The sequence below is a fragment of the Prosthecobacter sp. genome, assembly GCF_046154365.1.
Classification (GTDB): domain Bacteria; phylum Verrucomicrobiota; class Verrucomicrobiia; order Verrucomicrobiales; family Verrucomicrobiaceae; genus Prosthecobacter.
In genome coordinates this window covers 38,457-54,657 of record NZ_JBJXFV010000123.1, presented here as the reverse complement: position 1 = coordinate 54,657, position 16,201 = coordinate 38,457, and the positions used below count along the sequence as shown (strand labels likewise).

13 protein-coding genes are annotated in these 16,201 nt (G+C 60.7%); 11 read left to right on the top strand and 2 right to left on the bottom strand.

Annotated features, from left to right (window positions below; all coding sequences use genetic code 11):
- Window positions 1-47: 47 nt before the first annotated feature.
- The 6 genes from ACKVY0_RS16105 to ACKVY0_RS16080 are packed head-to-tail and all read left to right on the top strand — an operon-like array spanning window position 48 to window position 5,496.
- Window positions 48-440, top strand: a complete 393-nt coding sequence (locus ACKVY0_RS16105; RefSeq protein WP_409215845.1) for a RidA family protein — start codon at window positions 48-50, stop codon at window positions 438-440.
- A 10-nt stretch (window positions 441-450) separates the two neighbouring features.
- Window positions 451-1,296 (top strand): M15 family metallopeptidase, encoded by an 846-nt coding sequence (locus ACKVY0_RS16100; RefSeq protein ID WP_409215844.1) that lies wholly within the window; start codon window positions 451-453, stop codon window positions 1,294-1,296.
- Window positions 1,297-1,300: 4 nt separating this feature from the next.
- A complete protein-coding gene (locus ACKVY0_RS16095; protein ID WP_409215843.1) occupies window positions 1,301-3,715 on the top strand; it encodes a PVC-type heme-binding CxxCH protein in 2,415 nt (804 codons plus the stop codon).
- A 50-nt stretch (window positions 3,716-3,765) separates the two neighbouring features.
- Window positions 3,766-4,029 carry a UPF0175 family protein gene (locus tag ACKVY0_RS16090; protein WP_409215842.1) on the top strand — a complete coding sequence of 88 codons (264 nt, stop codon included), beginning with the start codon at window positions 3,766-3,768 and terminating at the stop codon, window positions 4,027-4,029.
- 42 nt (window positions 4,030-4,071) lie between these two features.
- Complete coding sequence (locus tag ACKVY0_RS16085) at window positions 4,072-4,500, top strand: hypothetical protein (RefSeq protein WP_409215841.1); 429 nt, start codon at window positions 4,072-4,074, stop codon at window positions 4,498-4,500.
- A 57-nt stretch (window positions 4,501-4,557) separates the two neighbouring features.
- The gene (locus ACKVY0_RS16080) at window positions 4,558-5,496 is read left to right on the top strand and encodes a S8 family serine peptidase (RefSeq protein WP_409215840.1); all 939 of its coding nucleotides are present in this window, start codon (window positions 4,558-4,560) and stop codon (window positions 5,494-5,496) included.
- A 42-nt stretch (window positions 5,497-5,538) separates the two neighbouring features.
- Here ACKVY0_RS16080 and ACKVY0_RS16075 read toward each other — a convergent pair whose 3' ends face one another.
- Both ACKVY0_RS16075 and ACKVY0_RS16070 read right to left on the bottom strand, forming a co-directional pair.
- On the bottom strand, window positions 5,539-6,795 hold the full coding sequence (locus tag ACKVY0_RS16075) for a DUF1552 domain-containing protein (protein ID WP_409215839.1): 1,257 nt from the start codon (window positions 6,793-6,795) through the stop codon (window positions 5,539-5,541).
- Between the two features lie 14 nt (window positions 6,796-6,809).
- The gene (locus ACKVY0_RS16070; RefSeq protein WP_409215838.1) at window positions 6,810-9,335 is read right to left on the bottom strand and encodes a DUF1592 domain-containing protein; all 2,526 of its coding nucleotides are present in this window, start codon (window positions 9,333-9,335) and stop codon (window positions 6,810-6,812) included.
- Window positions 9,336-9,457: 122 nt separating this feature from the next.
- Between ACKVY0_RS16070 and ACKVY0_RS16065 the strand changes: the two genes are divergently transcribed.
- From ACKVY0_RS16065 to ACKVY0_RS16045, 5 genes are all read left to right on the top strand, one after another.
- On the top strand, window positions 9,458-9,649 hold the full coding sequence (locus ACKVY0_RS16065) for a hypothetical protein (protein WP_409215837.1): 192 nt from the start codon (window positions 9,458-9,460) through the stop codon (window positions 9,647-9,649).
- Between the two features lie 266 nt (window positions 9,650-9,915).
- Complete coding sequence (locus ACKVY0_RS16060) at window positions 9,916-10,626, top strand: hypothetical protein (RefSeq protein ID WP_409215836.1); 711 nt, start codon at window positions 9,916-9,918, stop codon at window positions 10,624-10,626.
- A 53-nt stretch (window positions 10,627-10,679) separates the two neighbouring features.
- The gene (locus ACKVY0_RS16055) at window positions 10,680-12,932 is read left to right on the top strand and encodes a PSD1 and planctomycete cytochrome C domain-containing protein (RefSeq protein WP_409215835.1); all 2,253 of its coding nucleotides are present in this window, start codon (window positions 10,680-10,682) and stop codon (window positions 12,930-12,932) included.
- A gap of 21 nt (window positions 12,933-12,953) precedes the next feature.
- On the top strand, window positions 12,954-14,279 hold the full coding sequence (locus ACKVY0_RS16050; RefSeq protein ID WP_409215834.1) for a DUF1501 domain-containing protein: 1,326 nt from the start codon (window positions 12,954-12,956) through the stop codon (window positions 14,277-14,279).
- Window positions 14,276-16,198, top strand: coding sequence for a CehA/McbA family metallohydrolase (locus ACKVY0_RS16045; RefSeq protein WP_409215833.1), 1,923 nt, complete (start codon window positions 14,276-14,278; stop codon window positions 16,196-16,198). The genes ACKVY0_RS16050 and ACKVY0_RS16045 overlap by 4 nt, the downstream gene beginning before the upstream one ends.
- Window positions 16,199-16,201: the final 3 nt, after the last annotated feature.

Sequence of the window (16,201 nt, the reverse complement as noted above, 5' to 3'; positions counted from 1 at the left end):
CCTGTGTCCTCATCACTCCACAGCCTAGAAAGGCTATGCTACTCCTCATGACACACCCACTCGTCTCCTACCCACAACTCCCCGACACACCGACCTCGCATCTCCCGTTCAGCCCGTGCGTGGTCGTGGGAGATCTGATCTTCGTTTCCGGCCAGGCCTCCGTCGATCAAGCGGGCAACATCGTCAGCGACACCTTTGAAGGCGAGTTCCGCCGCAGCATCGAAAACGTGCGCAAGGTGCTCGAAGCCGCTGGTAGTGACCTCGCGCACGTCGTGCAGACGCGAAATTACGTCCGCGATGCCGAAGACGTGGTGCTCTACAACCAGCTCTACCGCGAATACTTCCCGCAGCCGTCGCCTGCGCGCACCACGATCACGAATTGCCTGCCGCCCTCGCTGAAATATGAAGTCGAAGCCGTCGCCGTGCGCAAACACACCTGATTTTCATTCCATGAACAACGACGAAGCCGCCCGTCGCGCCTATTGGGCCGACCAAATGGAACAAGGCTACGCGATCGTGCAGAAACTGATCGAGTTTCCGGTCAACGAATGCGGTGAGATCTTCGCCTCCATTCCTGAAGCCGCTGCTGCTGCGAATGTGGAGATGCAATTCTCTACCAGCAAGATCGCGGGCGACTTGGATCGCGTTTACTTCTTGCGCGAGAGCCTTGTGCGCGATGTCATCACCATCGGTCGCGAAATGAACGAGCGCGGCTGGATCTTGAAGATTGAGGACGGTTTTCGCTCGCTGGAAATGCAGCGACAGCTCGTGCGCAAGCCGTCGGTCTTCGACACTGTGCTCAAAAAAACGATGTGGGAGCTCGGCGGCGAGATTCCCACACCAGAGATGATGTTCCGCCGCGCCATCGTGCTGACGGCGAACATGCCGAAGATGGGTGCGCACATGTCCGGCTCCGCCATCGACATCTCGGTCTTCCGCCGCGACGACGGCACCGAGGTCTGGCGCGGCTATCCGTATCTCGAAATGAGCGAATGCACGCCCATGCGCTCGCCCTTTGTCGCGCCCGAGCATGTCGCCACACGCCTGGAGATCTGCGCGATGATGGAGAAGCACGGCTTCATCCATTTCCCCTTCGAGTTCTGGCACTTCGACAAAGACGACGCCGGCATGCACATCCTCACCGGCAATCCCGCGCCCTGCCGCTTCGGCCCGGTGAACTGGAATGCGCAAACCAACGAAGTCACGCCGGTCGAAAACCCTCTCACGCTGCTGAACCCGCTGTCCGTCATCGAAACGGAAATCGCTGCTGCTCTGAAACGCGCCACCGCCCAGTAATCTCATGAAACGCCTGCTCATCTTCCTCCCGCTCGCCGCATTCGCGCAATCGGGTCGACCGCTGAAAGCTCCTGATGTGCCGAAGGATTTGCCGCCGCAGATCGAGACGCTGCAACCCGGCGTCAAACTCACGTTGCTGGCCGAGCATCCTGATCTCGTCACGCCGACGGGCATTGATGTGGATGACAAAGGACAAATTTGGCTGGCCTCGTGCCACACCCATTTTCGTCCTGAAGGTTACGCTGGTCCGCAGCACGATGAGATTCTGGTGTTCGACAAGGACGGCAAAAACCGCCGCGTCTTCTACAACAAGACCGACGCCACGATGCATGTCGAATGCGGCCCGGATGGCTGGATTTATCTCGCCGAGCGGGATCGCATCCTGCGCGTGAAGGACACGAATGGCGATGGCGTCGGCGACTTGGAAGAGAACCTCGCGACGATGAATACGCTCGCGGATTATCCGCACAACGGCCTCAGCGGCATGGCCTGGCATCCTGATGGCGGCTTGGTGTTCTCGCTTGGCGAAAACTTCGGCAAAGACTGGACCATCACCGGCACCGATGGCGCGAAAGTCAGCGGACGCGGTGAAGGCGGTGTCTTCCGCTGCACTGCCGATGGCAAAGGTCTGCGTCGCATCGCTCGCGGCTTCTGGAATCCCTTCGGCTTGCTCGTGCGCAAAGATGGCGAAATCTTCGCCGCCGAAAACGATCCCGGCAGCCGTCCGCCGTGCCGTCTGCTGAACATCGTCGAAGGTGCTGACTACGGTTTCCAGTGGGTCTATGGCAGCGCACCCGTGCATCCATTCGTCGCATGGAATGGCGAGCTGCGCGGCACACTGGGCATGGTGCATCCATCAGGCGAAGGCCCCTGCGCCGTCGTCGAACTCGGCGGTGGCGTGATGATTCCGTCATGGAGCGATCACAGCATCGACTACTTCCCGCTCACACGAAGAGGCGCGGGCTACACCTCTGAACGCATCCCGCTCGTCAAAGGCAGCGACTTCTTCCGTCCTACTTGCATGGTCGCCGCTGGCAACGGCGTGTTTTATCTCAACGACTGGGTCTTCAGTTCGTACCCGATTCACGGGCGCGGCAGACTTTGGAAGCTCGAAGTAACTGACGCGCCTTGGATCGCGAAAAAACAACCCATTACCGCCGAGGCTGAGCTTGCGAAAAAACTGCGCACTGGTGGAACGAAGCTCGAAACCGCCAAGCTCCTCGAACTCGCTCGTGGAACCGACAAATACCTCTCCGATGCCGCCCTCACCGCGCTTTCACGCGCCGGTTTGACTATCGAGCAAATCAAAGCCCTTGCCCCACAAGATCGCGTCTGGGCTTTCGTCGCCATGCGTCGTGTCGATTTGAACGATGAGCAGTGGGTGCGGGCCTTCATCGCCGATGCGGATCCCGAAATGCGCTTCGAGTGCCTGCGCTGGACCGCCGACGCAGTGCTGAAAACCTTCATGCCAGAGGTCGAAGCCATGCTTTCCGATCCGAAGCTCGACTTCCGACTCTTCGAAGCCGTGCTCGCCACCTGGAACACGCTGCGTGGCGAACCCGGCGCAGGCGTCACCAATCCCGAAGTCCTCGTCGAGCGCATCACGAACCTGAAAACACCCGCACGACTCAAAGGCTATGCATTGCGTCTCGCTCCGCCCACTCACAAAGCCCTCACGCTCGAACTCCTGCGCGAGTTTGCGAACAGCGCCGACGAAGTCCTCCAACTCGAAGCCGTGCGTACTCTCGCTGCACGCCGCGCCAGCGCCGACATCGCCGCCGATGACCAACGCAGCCTGCAACTCCGCGCCGAAGCCATCCTCGGCACCGACGACACCGTGCTGCTGCAAAAACTCGCCACGAGTGACAACACCACCATCCGCGACGAGGCCAAACGCGCCCTCCGCTTCACCGATGGCTTCACACCTGCAGCGAATCGCCCGCCCTTCGATCAAACCGATGCCTGGCTCAAACTTCTCGACACACTTCCCGGCAAACCCGACGCCGAAAACGGCCGCCGCCTTTTCTTCAACACCAAGGTCGCCATCTGCGCCACCTGCCACCGCCACAATGGTCGCGGCAACGTCGTCGGCCCCGACCTCACTCTCATCGCGCAACAAGGCGACCGAACTGCCATCCTGCGCTCCATCTTGGAGCCGCACCGCGAAGTCGCGCCGCAGTTCTACCCATCACTCGTGAAGCTCAAAGACGGCACCGAATTCACCGGCATCCTCCTCCGCTCCTCCAGCACCGAAGTCTTCCGCGACCTCACCGGCAAAGAACGCTCCTTCCCCGAAGCCGATGTCATCAGCCGCACCGAAATCAAAATGTCCCTCATGCCCCCCGGCCTCGTCATGTCACTCACCGATGCCGAGCTGCGCGATCTGCTGGATTTTTTGACGGAGACCCCACGCTTATGACTTCCGCCGAGCAGCTTGCTCAAGCCATCTGAGCCGTGTAGTCTTTGCCCATGACTCTCCAGATTCCAGATTCACTCGCCGTGCAGTCCGGGTGCAGCTCGCAGGAACTGCTCTTTGGCCTCGCCGTCGGCCTGTTCATGGATGGCAGGCTGACGCTGGGGCAGGCGGGCAATGCGCTCGGTCTTTCCAAGCCAGAGTTCATGCAGCTTCTAGGCCAGCGCGGCATTCCGATGCCGTATGACGAGAAGGATGTTGAAAGCGATCTGAAGACACTACGTCGGCTGTTTCCCAAGCAACCCGCGATGTCCGCCTGAGCCGTGATCGTCGTCAGTGACACCACCGCGCTCACGACGTTGATGAAAGCCGGCCTGGAGTCCGTGCTGGAACGTCTGTTCGGCACAGTCATCATACCAGAAATGGTCGCTCACGAGTTGCGACAGTTTCACACCAGCATTCCCACTTGGTGTGAGGTCCGAAAGGCAGATGCGCATCCGCTGCTTCCGGTCGTCTCCCTGACCATCGATGCAGGCGAAGCGGAGGCCATCTGCCTGGCCCTGGAATTAAAAGCTGACGCGATCCTTCTCGATGACCGCAAGGGCAAACGCGAGGCGGAATCTCGCGGCCTGTCCTGCCTGGCGCTGCCCGCGATTCTGCTCGAAGCGAAACTGCAAGGCTTGATTCCATCTCTCAACGTCGCCCTCGACCTGCTCGACGAACGTGGCAGCTACCGTCTCAAGGCACATGCCATGGAAGCGCTGCTGCGGGAAGCTGGAGAGCTTGGATGATTGCTGAAACTGGCGGCTGAACAGCGTTTTGAAGGCGCTGATTACCAACACCGCTCCATGCTCACCAAGCCTTTACTCTGCCTTGTCCTCATTGCGTCTGCCGCTGCCCAGGAACCTGTTCAACCTGCCGAGTTCGAGCACGCAGGCATTATTCAAGCATGGAAGACCTATGCTGACGTGCTCACGTTCGGCAGAGGTCAGACGCTCGCGCTGCTGGATGATGGCTGCACCATGGCGAGGCCGGAATGGCAGTCTGTAATCGACGGCGTGCCGAAGGTGCGCGTCACCTTTGATGCCGTGGATGGTGACAACGATCCCAAGCACGAAGGCAAGGGCTACCACGGCTCGACAATCGGCATCCCGTCGTCTGTGAATTACGCGGGCAAACGCGGCGTGGCCTACAACAACCAGCTCGCGGTCGTGCGCAGCCTTGAATGCTGCCATTGGAAGGTCGCTGACAGCGTTTCGCTCGCTAGGGCGCTGCAATGGGTGATCGACCATCACGCGGAGCATCTCATCACGACCGTGAATCTGGCTCCGGTCGATGATCTGGAACATGCGGGGCCGGTTGCGACGGAGATCGACGCCAAACTTGCCGAGCTGCGCAAACTCGGCATCTGGGTCAGCGCTCCGGCGGGCAACCACAACTTCACCAAGGGCATCTCGTGGCCCGCATCACAGCCGAACTGCTTCGCCATCGGTGCAGTGACACCGGGGAAGGATGTCGTGACGTTGGACCGCAGCGCCAAGATTGATCTGTTGGTGCCTGCGAAGGCCACGAGTTCCTCGAATGCCATTCTCTGCGGCTCCGTGATGCTGTTGCGTGAGGCGATTGAGAAATTCGGCTACGACTGGAGGAAGGACGGCGCGGACATCGCCACGGCGATGCTGAAGATCATGAAAACCACCGGCGTGGAGGTGGCGGACAAGCCCTCCGGCCTCACCTTCCGCCGACTCGATTTGATGGCCGCGTTGAAGCATGTGATGGGGAGGTGAAGCGACGTTCGCGATGTACTGAGGACAGTCCGCCCTACCTCATCACACCTCGCTGAGCACGCCGGAGTTCGCGCCGAACTTGTCCATCTCGATGCCGGTTTGCTGGAGCATGCGGACGAAGAGGTTGGAGAGGAAGGTGTTGTTCTGCTTGTCGTGCGCCATGTGTCCCGCGTGCTTGTAGCCGCCGCCGGCGAGGATGACGGGCAGGTTGGTGTTGTCGTGGTTCGACGCGTTGCCGAGGTTGCTCGCGAAGATGATTGACGAGCGGTCGAGCAGCGTGCTTTCGCTTTCGCTGCTGGCCTTCATCTTGTCCAAAAACTCGCCGAAGACCTTCATCTCCGTCTCCTCAATGAGCGCTAGCTGTTCCAGCTTGCCCGGATCTTGGCCGTGATGCGAGGCGTCGTGGTGGCCGATGTTCACGCCCTGAATCTCCGGCTTGTCCTGCGAGCCGAACCACAATGAAATGACGCGCGTGCTGTCGGTTTGAAACGCGAGATGCACCAGATCATACCACTGGCGGCTGCGCTCGACGAGTTGCGCACTGCTCAGTTCCTGCGGTGGCTTCATATTCACCTGCGGTTTCGGCGTGAGCTGCCAAGTTTCATCCTGCTGGAGCTTCTGTTCGGCTTCGCGGATGGAGGAGACATACAAATCGAGCCGCTCGCGATCCTCGCTGCCGAGTGTCGCGTTCAGGCTGCCGAGTTGATCGCGCACATCATCGAGAATGCTCTGTCCGTCCTTGATGCGGCGCATTTCGCGTGCGGTTTCGTCCGCAGTGCCTTGGATGAAAAGCTGCTTGAACACCGCGCTCACGCGATACTCCGCCGGAAGCCGCACACCACGGCGGTTCCACGCCGCGCTGCCGCCGCCGAGCACGAGCGAATTGAAACGCGTCTGCCCTGCGAGGTGCGACGCGACCTCCTGATCGAGCGAGATGCTGTTCTTGATGTCATTCGGCCGGATGAAATCGGGATGCACGCCGGTGAAGAGCCCCACCTCCGCGTAATGCCCCGCGCCGTAACGATGCGACAAACCGGAGAAAACGGTGAAGTCATCGCGGCGACTCTGCAGCAGCTTCAGGTAGCGGCTCGGGGTGTAGTTTTTGCCCGCGTCTGCCGGGAAAAAATTCGGCGCGTGCATGCCGAGCGGCCGGCCGATCAACAGCAGCCGTTTCGGCTGCGTGGCGGCTTTTTTCGCCTCTGCGGCGCTCAAAGGCATCATCGCATCGAGAAACGGCAGCCCGATGGCGATGCCTGAGGAACGGAGAAAAGTGCGGCGGTCGAGGATGTGGCGTGGCATGGCGGTGTGGCGGCTTATTTGTTTCTAAACGGACGGCTCTGCACGATTTCATGCACCAGCGTGCGCAGGCCGTAATTCTTGGTCTTCACTTTGGCGACGAGCTGTTCGATCACCTCGCGGTCGGCGAACTGTGGCTCCGCACCGGTGGCGTAGGTGAGCAGCTTCTCGGCGAGGTTGCGGGCGATTTGATCCGGGTTTTCGAGGAGGATGCGTTTGTAGTCCTCGATGGTGGTGAAGGCTCTGCCGTCGTGGGTGACGCCGCCTTTCTCGACATCGGGTCCGCGATAGAACGCGCGGCCGGTGAAGCCGGGGATTTGCACGATGCCGGCCTTCGTGCGGGCGGAGGCGCGGTAAAATTCGCGCCAGCCGCCGATGGGATCAAAGGACTCGAGTGCGAAGCCAGGCGGGTCGATGTGCTGATGGCAAGTGTTGCAGCTCTCGATGCTGCGATGCTTGTCGAGTTGCTGGCGGATCGTCGTGGCACCCCGGATATCCGGCTCGATGGCGGGAATGTCCGGCGGTGGTGGTGGCGGCGCCTTGCCGAGGATGCGCTCCAGCACCCACTTGCCGCGTAGCACGGGCGAGGTCGTCGTGCCATCGGCGGTGACTTTCAAAATACTGCCCTGCGTCATCACACCGCCGCGATGCGAGCCAGCGGGGAGATTCACGCGGCGGAATTCCGACTGGGGGGCGGAAGATAATGAGACAATCAGACCATGAGACGGGGAGATTGGAGCTATCTCCTTGTCTGGCTGTCTCCCTGTCTGATTGTCTTTCGCCGCAGCATCAAAGGCTTCCGCAATGCCATAGTGCTCCGCAAGGCGGCGATTCACGAGCGTCCACGAAGAATCGACGAACTCGAGCACGCTGCGGTCGTTTTGCAGCACGTCGTCGAAGAAACGACGCGTCTCCTCCGGCATCGCCCACAGCAGCGTGCCGTCGAAGTCGCCGTACAGGTTCGGATCGGGGATGGTGGCGTCGATTTTGCGCAGTTCGAGCCATTGGCCGGTGAAGTTCTCGGTGAAGCCGCGAGCGCGTGGCGAATTCAGCAGCCGCTCAGTTTGTTTGCGCAACTCATCCGGCTTGGTCACATCGGCGGCGAGCAGTTCCGCGTCGGGCGGAAGCGAGGTGAGGAAAAACGCGAGACGATTGGCAAGCGCATGTCGATCAAGCTCACCCGGTGCTTCGATGAAGAACAGAAACTGCGGCGAGGTGAGGACGCTCTTGTAGCCGAAGGTCATCGCGTTCACGAAGTTTTCACCCGCATCGAGCTTGGCATGAACCTTGCCGATGAAGTGCTTCAACGTGCCCTCATCCACCGGACGGCGAAACGCGCGTGGGATGAAGGCGCGCAGCAGTTTGTCGGCGTCCTCCTTCGGCGTGGCGCTTACGGGTTCGAGCGGATCATTGAGCCACTGGTAGATGTTCGTGCGCTTGCTCCAGTCCTGCGGCTTGCGGCCCTCCGCCTTCGCTTTGACCACTGATTGCGGCATCAGCTCGGAATTGTCAAACATCGTGCGAAAAGCCTGCGATGGGAAAGGATCGACCGGGCCTTCGATTTCGAGCCATTCGATGACGAAGCCGGGGCCGGTATAGTCCTCGATGGGTTTCTTGGTGGCGCGGATGTCCCAGTTCAATTGAAGCTGCAGCACAAACGCCTCGCCCGCTTCGAGATCGATCTCGGTTTCGATCAAGCGTGGCGCGCCAGGCGGAAAATCGACGGTGTCACGCACCACAGGCGGTTCACGGCCGCGGTCCACGGTGCAATACGCCACAGGCACGGGCAGATTCACCGCGCCGACGGCGCTGGCGGACATGCGGACCTTGTAGCGACCCGCTCCCTGCACGTTTGGCGTACACACGAGGCCGTAACGCGGCAGCTTGCTGTAAACGACGAGCGCGTCGCCTTTGAGGAAGCAACTGCGTGTGAGCGTCTGTTTAAAGTTGCTGCCGGTGTCCGCGATCTGGCGGCCAGTGCGGCGATCTTTGAGCGGCAGGTGAGGATGCACCGGAATCACGGAGCTCACCGCCTTTTCCGCGGCCTCTTGATACAGCAGCAGATGCGTCGAGGAGAGGTCCAGCACGGCGCTGACATTGTCGAAGCCGCCCGCGCTGTTTTCCTCCGGCAGCAGTTCCTTGAGCTTCGCCCGCGTGCCGACGAGTTCGCGCACCGTGTTTTCATATTCGGTGCCGTTCAGGCGGCGCACCGGCACGCGGCCCTGCGTGCGTTGCTTTTCCAAAGACGCGAGATGGAGAGATTCGCGCAGAGTTTTCACCGATTCATCGCGCAGCGCCTGCGGCGGCTGCTCTTCCTTCTTCGGCGGCATCTCGCCTGCCGCGAGCCGATCATGCACCTTGATCCAGGTTTTCATGTTCACCTCGCCATCGAGCCGCAATTTGCCCTTCTGTACGTCCGCGCCATGACACTCGACGCAGTGTGTTTCCAGCAACGGCTTCACATTGACCGGGAACGATTCAGGCACGGCCAAAGCGGCAGTGCTGGAAAAACAAAGCAGGATGGTGGCGGAGCGAGCGTGCATGAGGACCGAGTTTCAACGTTCTGGGATTGCCAGCCTTGCTTGGATCGTGTTGGAAGCAACCTTCCTGCTTCCGCAGGCTTTTCCGTGGAAGTCGTCTCTGCCAGAGTCGTTCTCCCATGCCCATGCATACACGACTGATCTTCCTGATGGCCGTTTCGACACCGATCTGGGCCGCAGAACCGCTTTCCATACAAGTCGTGACCGTTCCTGGCACGCCGTGGCAGCGTCACACCATCGACAAGACCTCGCGTGGTGCGGATGGCGTGAAGCTGGGTGATTTGAATGGCACACGCTCGGCGGCTCGAAGGCTCTGAAGTATGACCTGGTGCAAACGCTCGATCTCGACGGCGATGGCGATCTTGATGTCATCACCTGCGAGGAGCGTGACCAGCTCGGCGTCGTGTGGTATGAGAATCCGCAGCGCTGAAGCGTGTTGCCATGCGCTTGTTGTAGCTCGGTATTCCGATACCGAGTCGGCACCGTCGCGGAATCAGAATTCCGCGTTACAACCACGCGTCGCCACAGATGGAGTGAGTAAACGCAGGCTAATGTCGGCGCAGACCTGTCCGTTGCAGCAGGCATGAGTCACGACCGCTTTATCATTGCCCTGCTGTTCGTGCTCGTGCCCGGTTTAGTCCTGAACTGGAACGAGAGGCCGATTCCTGCGTTTGCAGGCATTCTCGTCCGGCTGCGGCATGAGTGCGATCCGGCGAACCCGGAGGCGGATTATCATTGGTCGCAGCGCACCATGCCGACGGAGCGCAAGCGTGAGGCTATCATCGAGGACTGTCGCAAAATTGGCACCAGCCTGCTGCCAGACGTGCGCAGGCAAATGACGCAGGAGGTGGATGACGAGATGCGCGGCATGCTCACCGTGATTGCTGCGGCACTCGGTGATGAGGCTTCGATTGAGTCGGCGGGCAGGCAGATGATCTGGTCGGACTTTCCTGCCGTGCGCATCAGCGCGGCGAAAACGCTGCGTCGTCTCCAGGACCGCCGGACCTTCGAATGGTTCCTCGACGCGATGGACGACGGCCATTTCGTCGTCAACGGCGGCTGCGGCACCCTGCGGGAGAAGTTTTACCCGGTGCGCACCATCGCACGGCTGGCGTTGCGGGAGTTGATCGCCCGCCATCCCGATGATCGTGTGATGCAGGGCTGGAGCGGTCCGCTGGAAGGAATGTCACCCTCGGAGACTTTGGAAGATTTGTCACGGCGCATGAGGGAAGCCAAGATGCGCGAATTGGAGGCGCTGGTTGAGGCTGAATATCGCCGGCTAAAAGAACCATGAGGCGATGATGAAAGCGCAAGGTGACCGGTTGTAGACCGTACTTTGCGAAGCTCATGCAGGCACGCCTCACCGGTCTTATTCTCCTTGTCTCTGTCATCACCGCCCGCGCCGCGGATATGACACCTGATCAGCGTGCCTTTTTCGAAAGCAAGATTCGTCCGGTGCTCGTGAAGCATTGCTACGAGTGCCACTCGCAGGGTGCGAAGAAGCTTGGTGGCAAGCTGCTGCTCGATGCGCCTTCGGAAATGATCGTCGGTGGCGAGTCGGGACCGTCTTTGATTCCAGGCAAACCCGATGAGAGCCTCATCGTGCAGGCCGTGCGCTACGACGGCCTCGAAATGCCGCCGAAGAAGCGGCTGCCGGATCATGTCGTGAATGATTTCATCGAGTGGGTGAAGATGGGCGCGCCCGATCCTCGTGCGGATCTGCCCAAAACCGCGCAACGCGCTCCGCAGGAGCCGCTGTGGTCCTTGCAGCCCGTTGCCAATCCCCAGCCGCCGAAAGTCCAAAACACCGTCTGGCCACGCGAAAGCCTCGATGCGTTCGTTTTGGCCAAGATTGAGGGAGAAGGCATCCAACCTTCCCCCGATGCTGAAAAGGCCGTTTTGAAGCGCCGCCTTTCGTTTGACCTCATCGGCCTCCCACCGTCCGACTTGTCCGACACGTCAGACCTGTCCGACTACGTCGATTCGCTGCTCAGCAGTCCCCACTTCGGCGAAAAATGGGGCCGTCATTGGATGGATGTGGCGCGTTATGCCGAATCGAACGGCAACGACGGTCTCAGCCGCAATCCGAGCTTCCCGCATGCGTGGCGCTATCGCGACTACGTGATCCGCGCCTTCAACGAAGACCTGCCCTATGACCGCTTCATCACCGAGCAGCTCGCGGGCGACTTGCTTCCTGCCGATTCGCCTGAGCAGCGCGACCGCCAGCTCATCGCCACAGGATTGCTCGTACTCGGTGCCAAGCCTGCAAAGGCGATGAACGACAATTTCGAGATGGATGTCGTCGCCGATCAAATCAACGTCATCGGCAGCGGCATCCTCGGCCTCAGCGTCGGCTGCGCCCGCTGTCACGATCACAAAACGGACCCCATACCGACTCGCGACTACTACGCGCTGGCCGGCATCTTCAAAAGCAGCGAGACGATGTGGGGCGCGGCTGCGCATCAAGGTCTCACCGCGCCGCAGACACCGCTGCACGAGTTGAAGGCCGCCGCCAAAGTCACGACTCGCGCCGAGGTGGAGGCGATTATCAAGGCCAACCCGCCGCATCGGCCGCCCGCGAAGCCCAGCTTCAAATACGCAGCCGACACGCCTCTGGCCATGGGGATGAGCGAGGCCAAAAAGATTGAGGATTGCAAACTGAACATCGACGGCGAGTCGAAGAAACTGGGTGCCTCCATTCCCCGCGGTTTTCTGAGCGCCTGTGGCGGCGGCGCTTTGGCCGATGTGAAGCAAAGCGGCCGGCTGGAACTGGCAAGGTGGCTCGCCAGCCCGCAAAACCCGCTCACCGCTCGTGTGATCGTGAACCGCGTGTGGCTGCATCTCTTCGGTGAAGGCTTGGTGCCCACGCCGGACGACTTCGGCGTGTCAGGCGAGCGCCCCACGCACCCTGAGCTGCTCGATCACCTCGCCACGCGTTTCATGCGCGAAGGCTGGTCGGTTAAGAAGCTCATCCGCAGCATCGTCTTGAGCCGCACCTATCAACTCGCCACGCAAAGCGGTGATGCACCGTTGTTTTCGCATCATCAACGCCGCCGTCTCGACGCGGAGACGATCCGTGATGCCATGCTCACCGCCACCGGCGATCTGAATCCGCAGCCTGCCAGCGGATCGCTCATTCAGCATCGCGACGTGCTCATCAACGAGCTGCCGCCGCTGCACCAGCCAAGCACGCATCGCAGCGTCTATCTGCTCATGCTGCGCAACTCGATGCCGCCGGAGCTCACGCCCTTCAATCTGCCCGATGCCACAACCATCACCGGCAGGCGCGACCGCAGCACGCTCGCCACACAGCCGCTCTATCTGCTGAACAATGCCTTCATCGTCGATCAATCCCGACGCTTCGCCGCGCTGCTGCAAAAAACGGCCGCGGATGACACGAAACGCATCCAGATCGCCTATCGCCGCGCTTTGGGCCGTGATGCCAGAGATGCCGAGGTGCAACGCGCTCGTGATTTCCTGCGTGAGGCCGATGCCATGCTCGTCTCGTCGCAGAACAATGAAAACAAACGCCGCAGCGATGCCTGGGCTGCCTTTTGCCAGGCGCTGCTGGCCAGCAACGAGCTGCGATATGTGGACTGAACCCAGCGTATGACTGCGCCGATGAATCCATTCTCCCGCCGCCAGATGCTCCGCTCCGCCTCGTGTGGATTCGGCTATCTCGCGATGTCAGGCATCGCGGGAGCCACCTTGGATGCACGGCCTCCGCGGGTTCGTGCGAGGGCGCAACGCGTGATTTTTTTGAACATGGCGGGCGGTCCGGCGCAGATGGACACGTTTGATTGCAAGCCGCAGATCGGCCAGAAGCCGCATGCGGGCTCCATCGCGGAGTTCAAGCGTCGCGGACAGAGCGGCCTGTGGGTGAGCGAACTGCTGCCGAACATCGCACGGCATGCGGACAAGCTCTGTGTCATCAAATCGATGACCGCGGACACGAGCATCCACGCGCAGTCGATGCTGCAACTGCACACCGGTGACCGGCTACGGCCCTGCCCGAGCATGGGAGCGTGGGTGGCGTATGGTCTTGGCACGGAGAATCAGAATTTGCCCGGCTTCATCAGCTTCAACACCGCGAAGCCTGCCGAATACTCAGCCGCACAGCTTCCGTCCGTCTTTGGCGGCACACCGATCGGTGTGAATGGCGAGGACATGAGCAAGGCCACGATCAGCAACATCCGTGGCGATCATCTGCTGCTGAATGTGAAGCGTCGTCAGCTCGATCTCATCCAGGCGATGAATCGCGAACATCTCAGTATCCGTGCCGACGATGCGCAGCTCGACGGTGTGATTCAGACGATGGAACTCGGCTTCCGCATGCAGGCGGCGGCTCCGGGTTTGCTCGACATCAGCCAGGAGTCGAAGACGACGCTGGAACGTTATCGGGTGGGCAAAAACTTTAGCGCAGGCACCTGCAAATCGACCGACTTCGGCCGTCAGTGCCTGCTGGCACGTCGCTTCTGCGAGGCGGGCGTGCGCTTCATCGAGATCACGCACGGCAGTTGGGACCAGCACACGGATCATCGGCGCGATCTCACCGCGAACTGCGCCACCACAGACGCTCCGATCGCCGCATTGCTCGATGATCTGGATGAGCGTGGCCTGCTGGAGGACACGCTCGTCGTCTGGGGCGGTGAGTTTGGCCGTCCAGGCCTCGAACCGGGCAAGGACAAGGATCAAACCGGTCACCAACATCGTGCCTTCACCTTCTGGATGGCCGGTGGCGGCGTGAAAGCCGGTCACGCGCATGGCGAGACGAATCACGACGGCAGCACCGTCGTCGATGGCGCGGTGCATTTCCGCGATCTGCACGCCACGATCCTCCACATGCTCGGCCTTGATCACGAAAACCTCGCCGTTGTCAGCGGCGGCCGCCGCATCCGCCTCACCGGCCTGCAAGGCGGCAAGGTGGTGAAGGAGATTTTGGCATGAGGTTGTTTCGTGTTCTCACCGCGTGGGTGGTTTCGACCTGTTGTGCTGTTTGCGGACAGGAGATCACGCTGGAGGCCAAGCGTCAGCATTTGGGCAAGGCGGGCCAGTTTGAGTGGGAGATCTTCAAAGATCGTCCGGTGGATGCGCAGAGGTTGGAGCTGCGGTTTGAGGCGAAGGTGAACGCAGTGGAGCACACGCTGCGCATTTGGCAGAGTGATGTGAAGCTTGGCTGGCCGGTGATGCTGAATGGCCGTCGCCTCGGAGCACTTACGACGACGGAAACGGCGTTGGAATGCGTGCTGGCGGTGCCTGCGGGTGCTTTACGTGACGGAGAGAATGTTTTGATCATTGACGCGCCTGCCGCACTTGATGACATCGAGGTGGGACCGGTGTTTCTCGATGCGAGGCCGGTGATTGAGGTGATCGGTGGTGCGAGTGTGACGGTGAGTAGCGACGAATTGCCAAGTCGGCTCACGCTGACGCGGAAGGATGGCACCTTGCAGCCGCTGCGTGCCGAGCCTGTGGGCGACGTGGCCGTGCGGACAGGCGTGGTTTACACGAAGAACGGCCGTGTGACGATTTATGTGCCGCCTGGTGAGTATGTGCTGCATGCCGGGCGCGGTTTTGAATGGGGTGTGGAGCGTGTGAAACTGTCGTTGAAAGCGGGTGATGCCAAAGACGTGAGCGTGAAGCTGCGGCACGAGGTGGACACGCGGGGATGGATCGCGGCGGACAGCCACATTCACACGCTGACGCACAGCGGACATGGCGATGCGAAGATCGAGGAGCGCATGCTGACCATCGCAGGCGAAGGAATCGAGCTGGCGATCGCCACGGATCACAATCATCACACGGATTACGCGCCCATCGCGGCCAGCACGGGCGTGGCGCAGCATTTCACGCCGGTCATCGGCAACGAGGTGACGACGAAGCATGGGCACTTCAATGCCTTCCCCATCGCTCCGGGGGCGAAGGTGGTCGATTTCAACGAGCAGGACTGGTCAAAGCTGATTCCGGCCATCCGTGCCACACCGGGCGTGCAGGTGATCACGCTGAATCATCCGCGTGATCTGCACAGCGGCTTCATTCCGCTCGGCGGTGTGCAGTTCAACCCGAAGACGGGCAAACATCGCGCTGGTGATGCGCTCAAGATTGACGCGCTGGAGGTGGTGACCTCGGCGGCGATGCAGTCGGATGTGTTTCTGCTGTTCCGTGACTGGTTTGCGCTGCTGAATCGCGGCCATCGCATCGCGGCGGTGGCGTCGAGCGACTCGCATGACGTGAACCGCTTCATTTTGGGCCAGGGGCGCACTTATGTGGCAGCGAAGGATGCTGATCCGTCGAAACTGGATCTGGATGCGGTCTGGCGTAGTTACCAGCAGGGGCGTTTGCTCGTCAGCCTGGGATTGATGACGACGCTCAAGGTCGATGACCGCTTCACTGTTGGCGATCTCGCCACTGGCCTCGGTGAGCAGGTCAAAGTCGAGGCTGTGGTCAGCGGTCCCGCGTGGGTGAAAGCGGATCGTGTCGAACTCTTCGCGAATGGCATTCGCATTCGCGAGCAGTCCATCACGGACGATCATCGAGCCGGCGAAAAGACCCGCATCACATGGAAACTGACGAAGCCAGCGCATGACGTGCATCTCGTGGCCATCGCCACGGGGCCGGGTGTCACCGAGCCATTTTGGGAGATTCCGCGTCCGTATCAACCAAGCAGCAAGATCTTCACGCCACGCGTCATTGGCTCCACCAATCCCATTTGGATCGACGCTGACGGTGATGGAAAGTTTCAATCTGCCTTCGCCATCGCGCAGGCTCTCATCCATCGATTCGGCAGCGATCAAGACAAGCTGCGTGATGCTTTGAAGAAGCATGACGAGGCGGTCGCAATCCAGGTTGAATCACTTCTTTCCCACTAATCA

Bases quoted from the DNA above. Each gene is read 5' to 3' on its own strand.
- ACKVY0_RS16050 (WP_409215834.1), top strand. From the start codon at position 12,954: ATGAATCCATTCTCCCGCCGCCAGATGCTCCGCTCCGCCTCGTGTGGA.
- ACKVY0_RS16100 (WP_409215844.1), top strand. From the start codon at position 451: ATGAACAACGACGAAGCCGCCCGTCGCGCCTATTGGGCCGACCAAATG.
- ACKVY0_RS16090 (WP_409215842.1), top strand. From the start codon at position 3,766: ATGACTCTCCAGATTCCAGATTCACTCGCCGTGCAGTCCGGGTGCAGC.
- ACKVY0_RS16065 (WP_409215837.1), top strand. From the start codon at position 9,458: ATGCATACACGACTGATCTTCCTGATGGCCGTTTCGACACCGATCTGG.
- ACKVY0_RS16045 (WP_409215833.1), top strand. From the start codon at position 14,276: ATGAGGTTGTTTCGTGTTCTCACCGCGTGGGTGGTTTCGACCTGTTGT.
- ACKVY0_RS16060 (WP_409215836.1), top strand. From the start codon at position 9,916: ATGAGTCACGACCGCTTTATCATTGCCCTGCTGTTCGTGCTCGTGCCC.
- ACKVY0_RS16085 (WP_409215841.1), top strand. From the start codon at position 4,072: ATGAAAGCCGGCCTGGAGTCCGTGCTGGAACGTCTGTTCGGCACAGTC.
- ACKVY0_RS16070 (WP_409215838.1), bottom strand. From the start codon at position 9,335: ATGCACGCTCGCTCCGCCACCATCCTGCTTTGTTTTTCCAGCACTGCC.
- ACKVY0_RS16055 (WP_409215835.1), top strand. From the start codon at position 10,680: ATGCAGGCACGCCTCACCGGTCTTATTCTCCTTGTCTCTGTCATCACC.
- ACKVY0_RS16095 (WP_409215843.1), top strand. From the start codon at position 1,301: ATGAAACGCCTGCTCATCTTCCTCCCGCTCGCCGCATTCGCGCAATCG.
- ACKVY0_RS16105 (WP_409215845.1), top strand. From the start codon at position 48: ATGACACACCCACTCGTCTCCTACCCACAACTCCCCGACACACCGACC.
- ACKVY0_RS16080 (WP_409215840.1), top strand. From the start codon at position 4,558: ATGCTCACCAAGCCTTTACTCTGCCTTGTCCTCATTGCGTCTGCCGCT.
- ACKVY0_RS16075 (WP_409215839.1), bottom strand. From the start codon at position 6,795: ATGCCACGCCACATCCTCGACCGCCGCACTTTTCTCCGTTCCTCAGGC.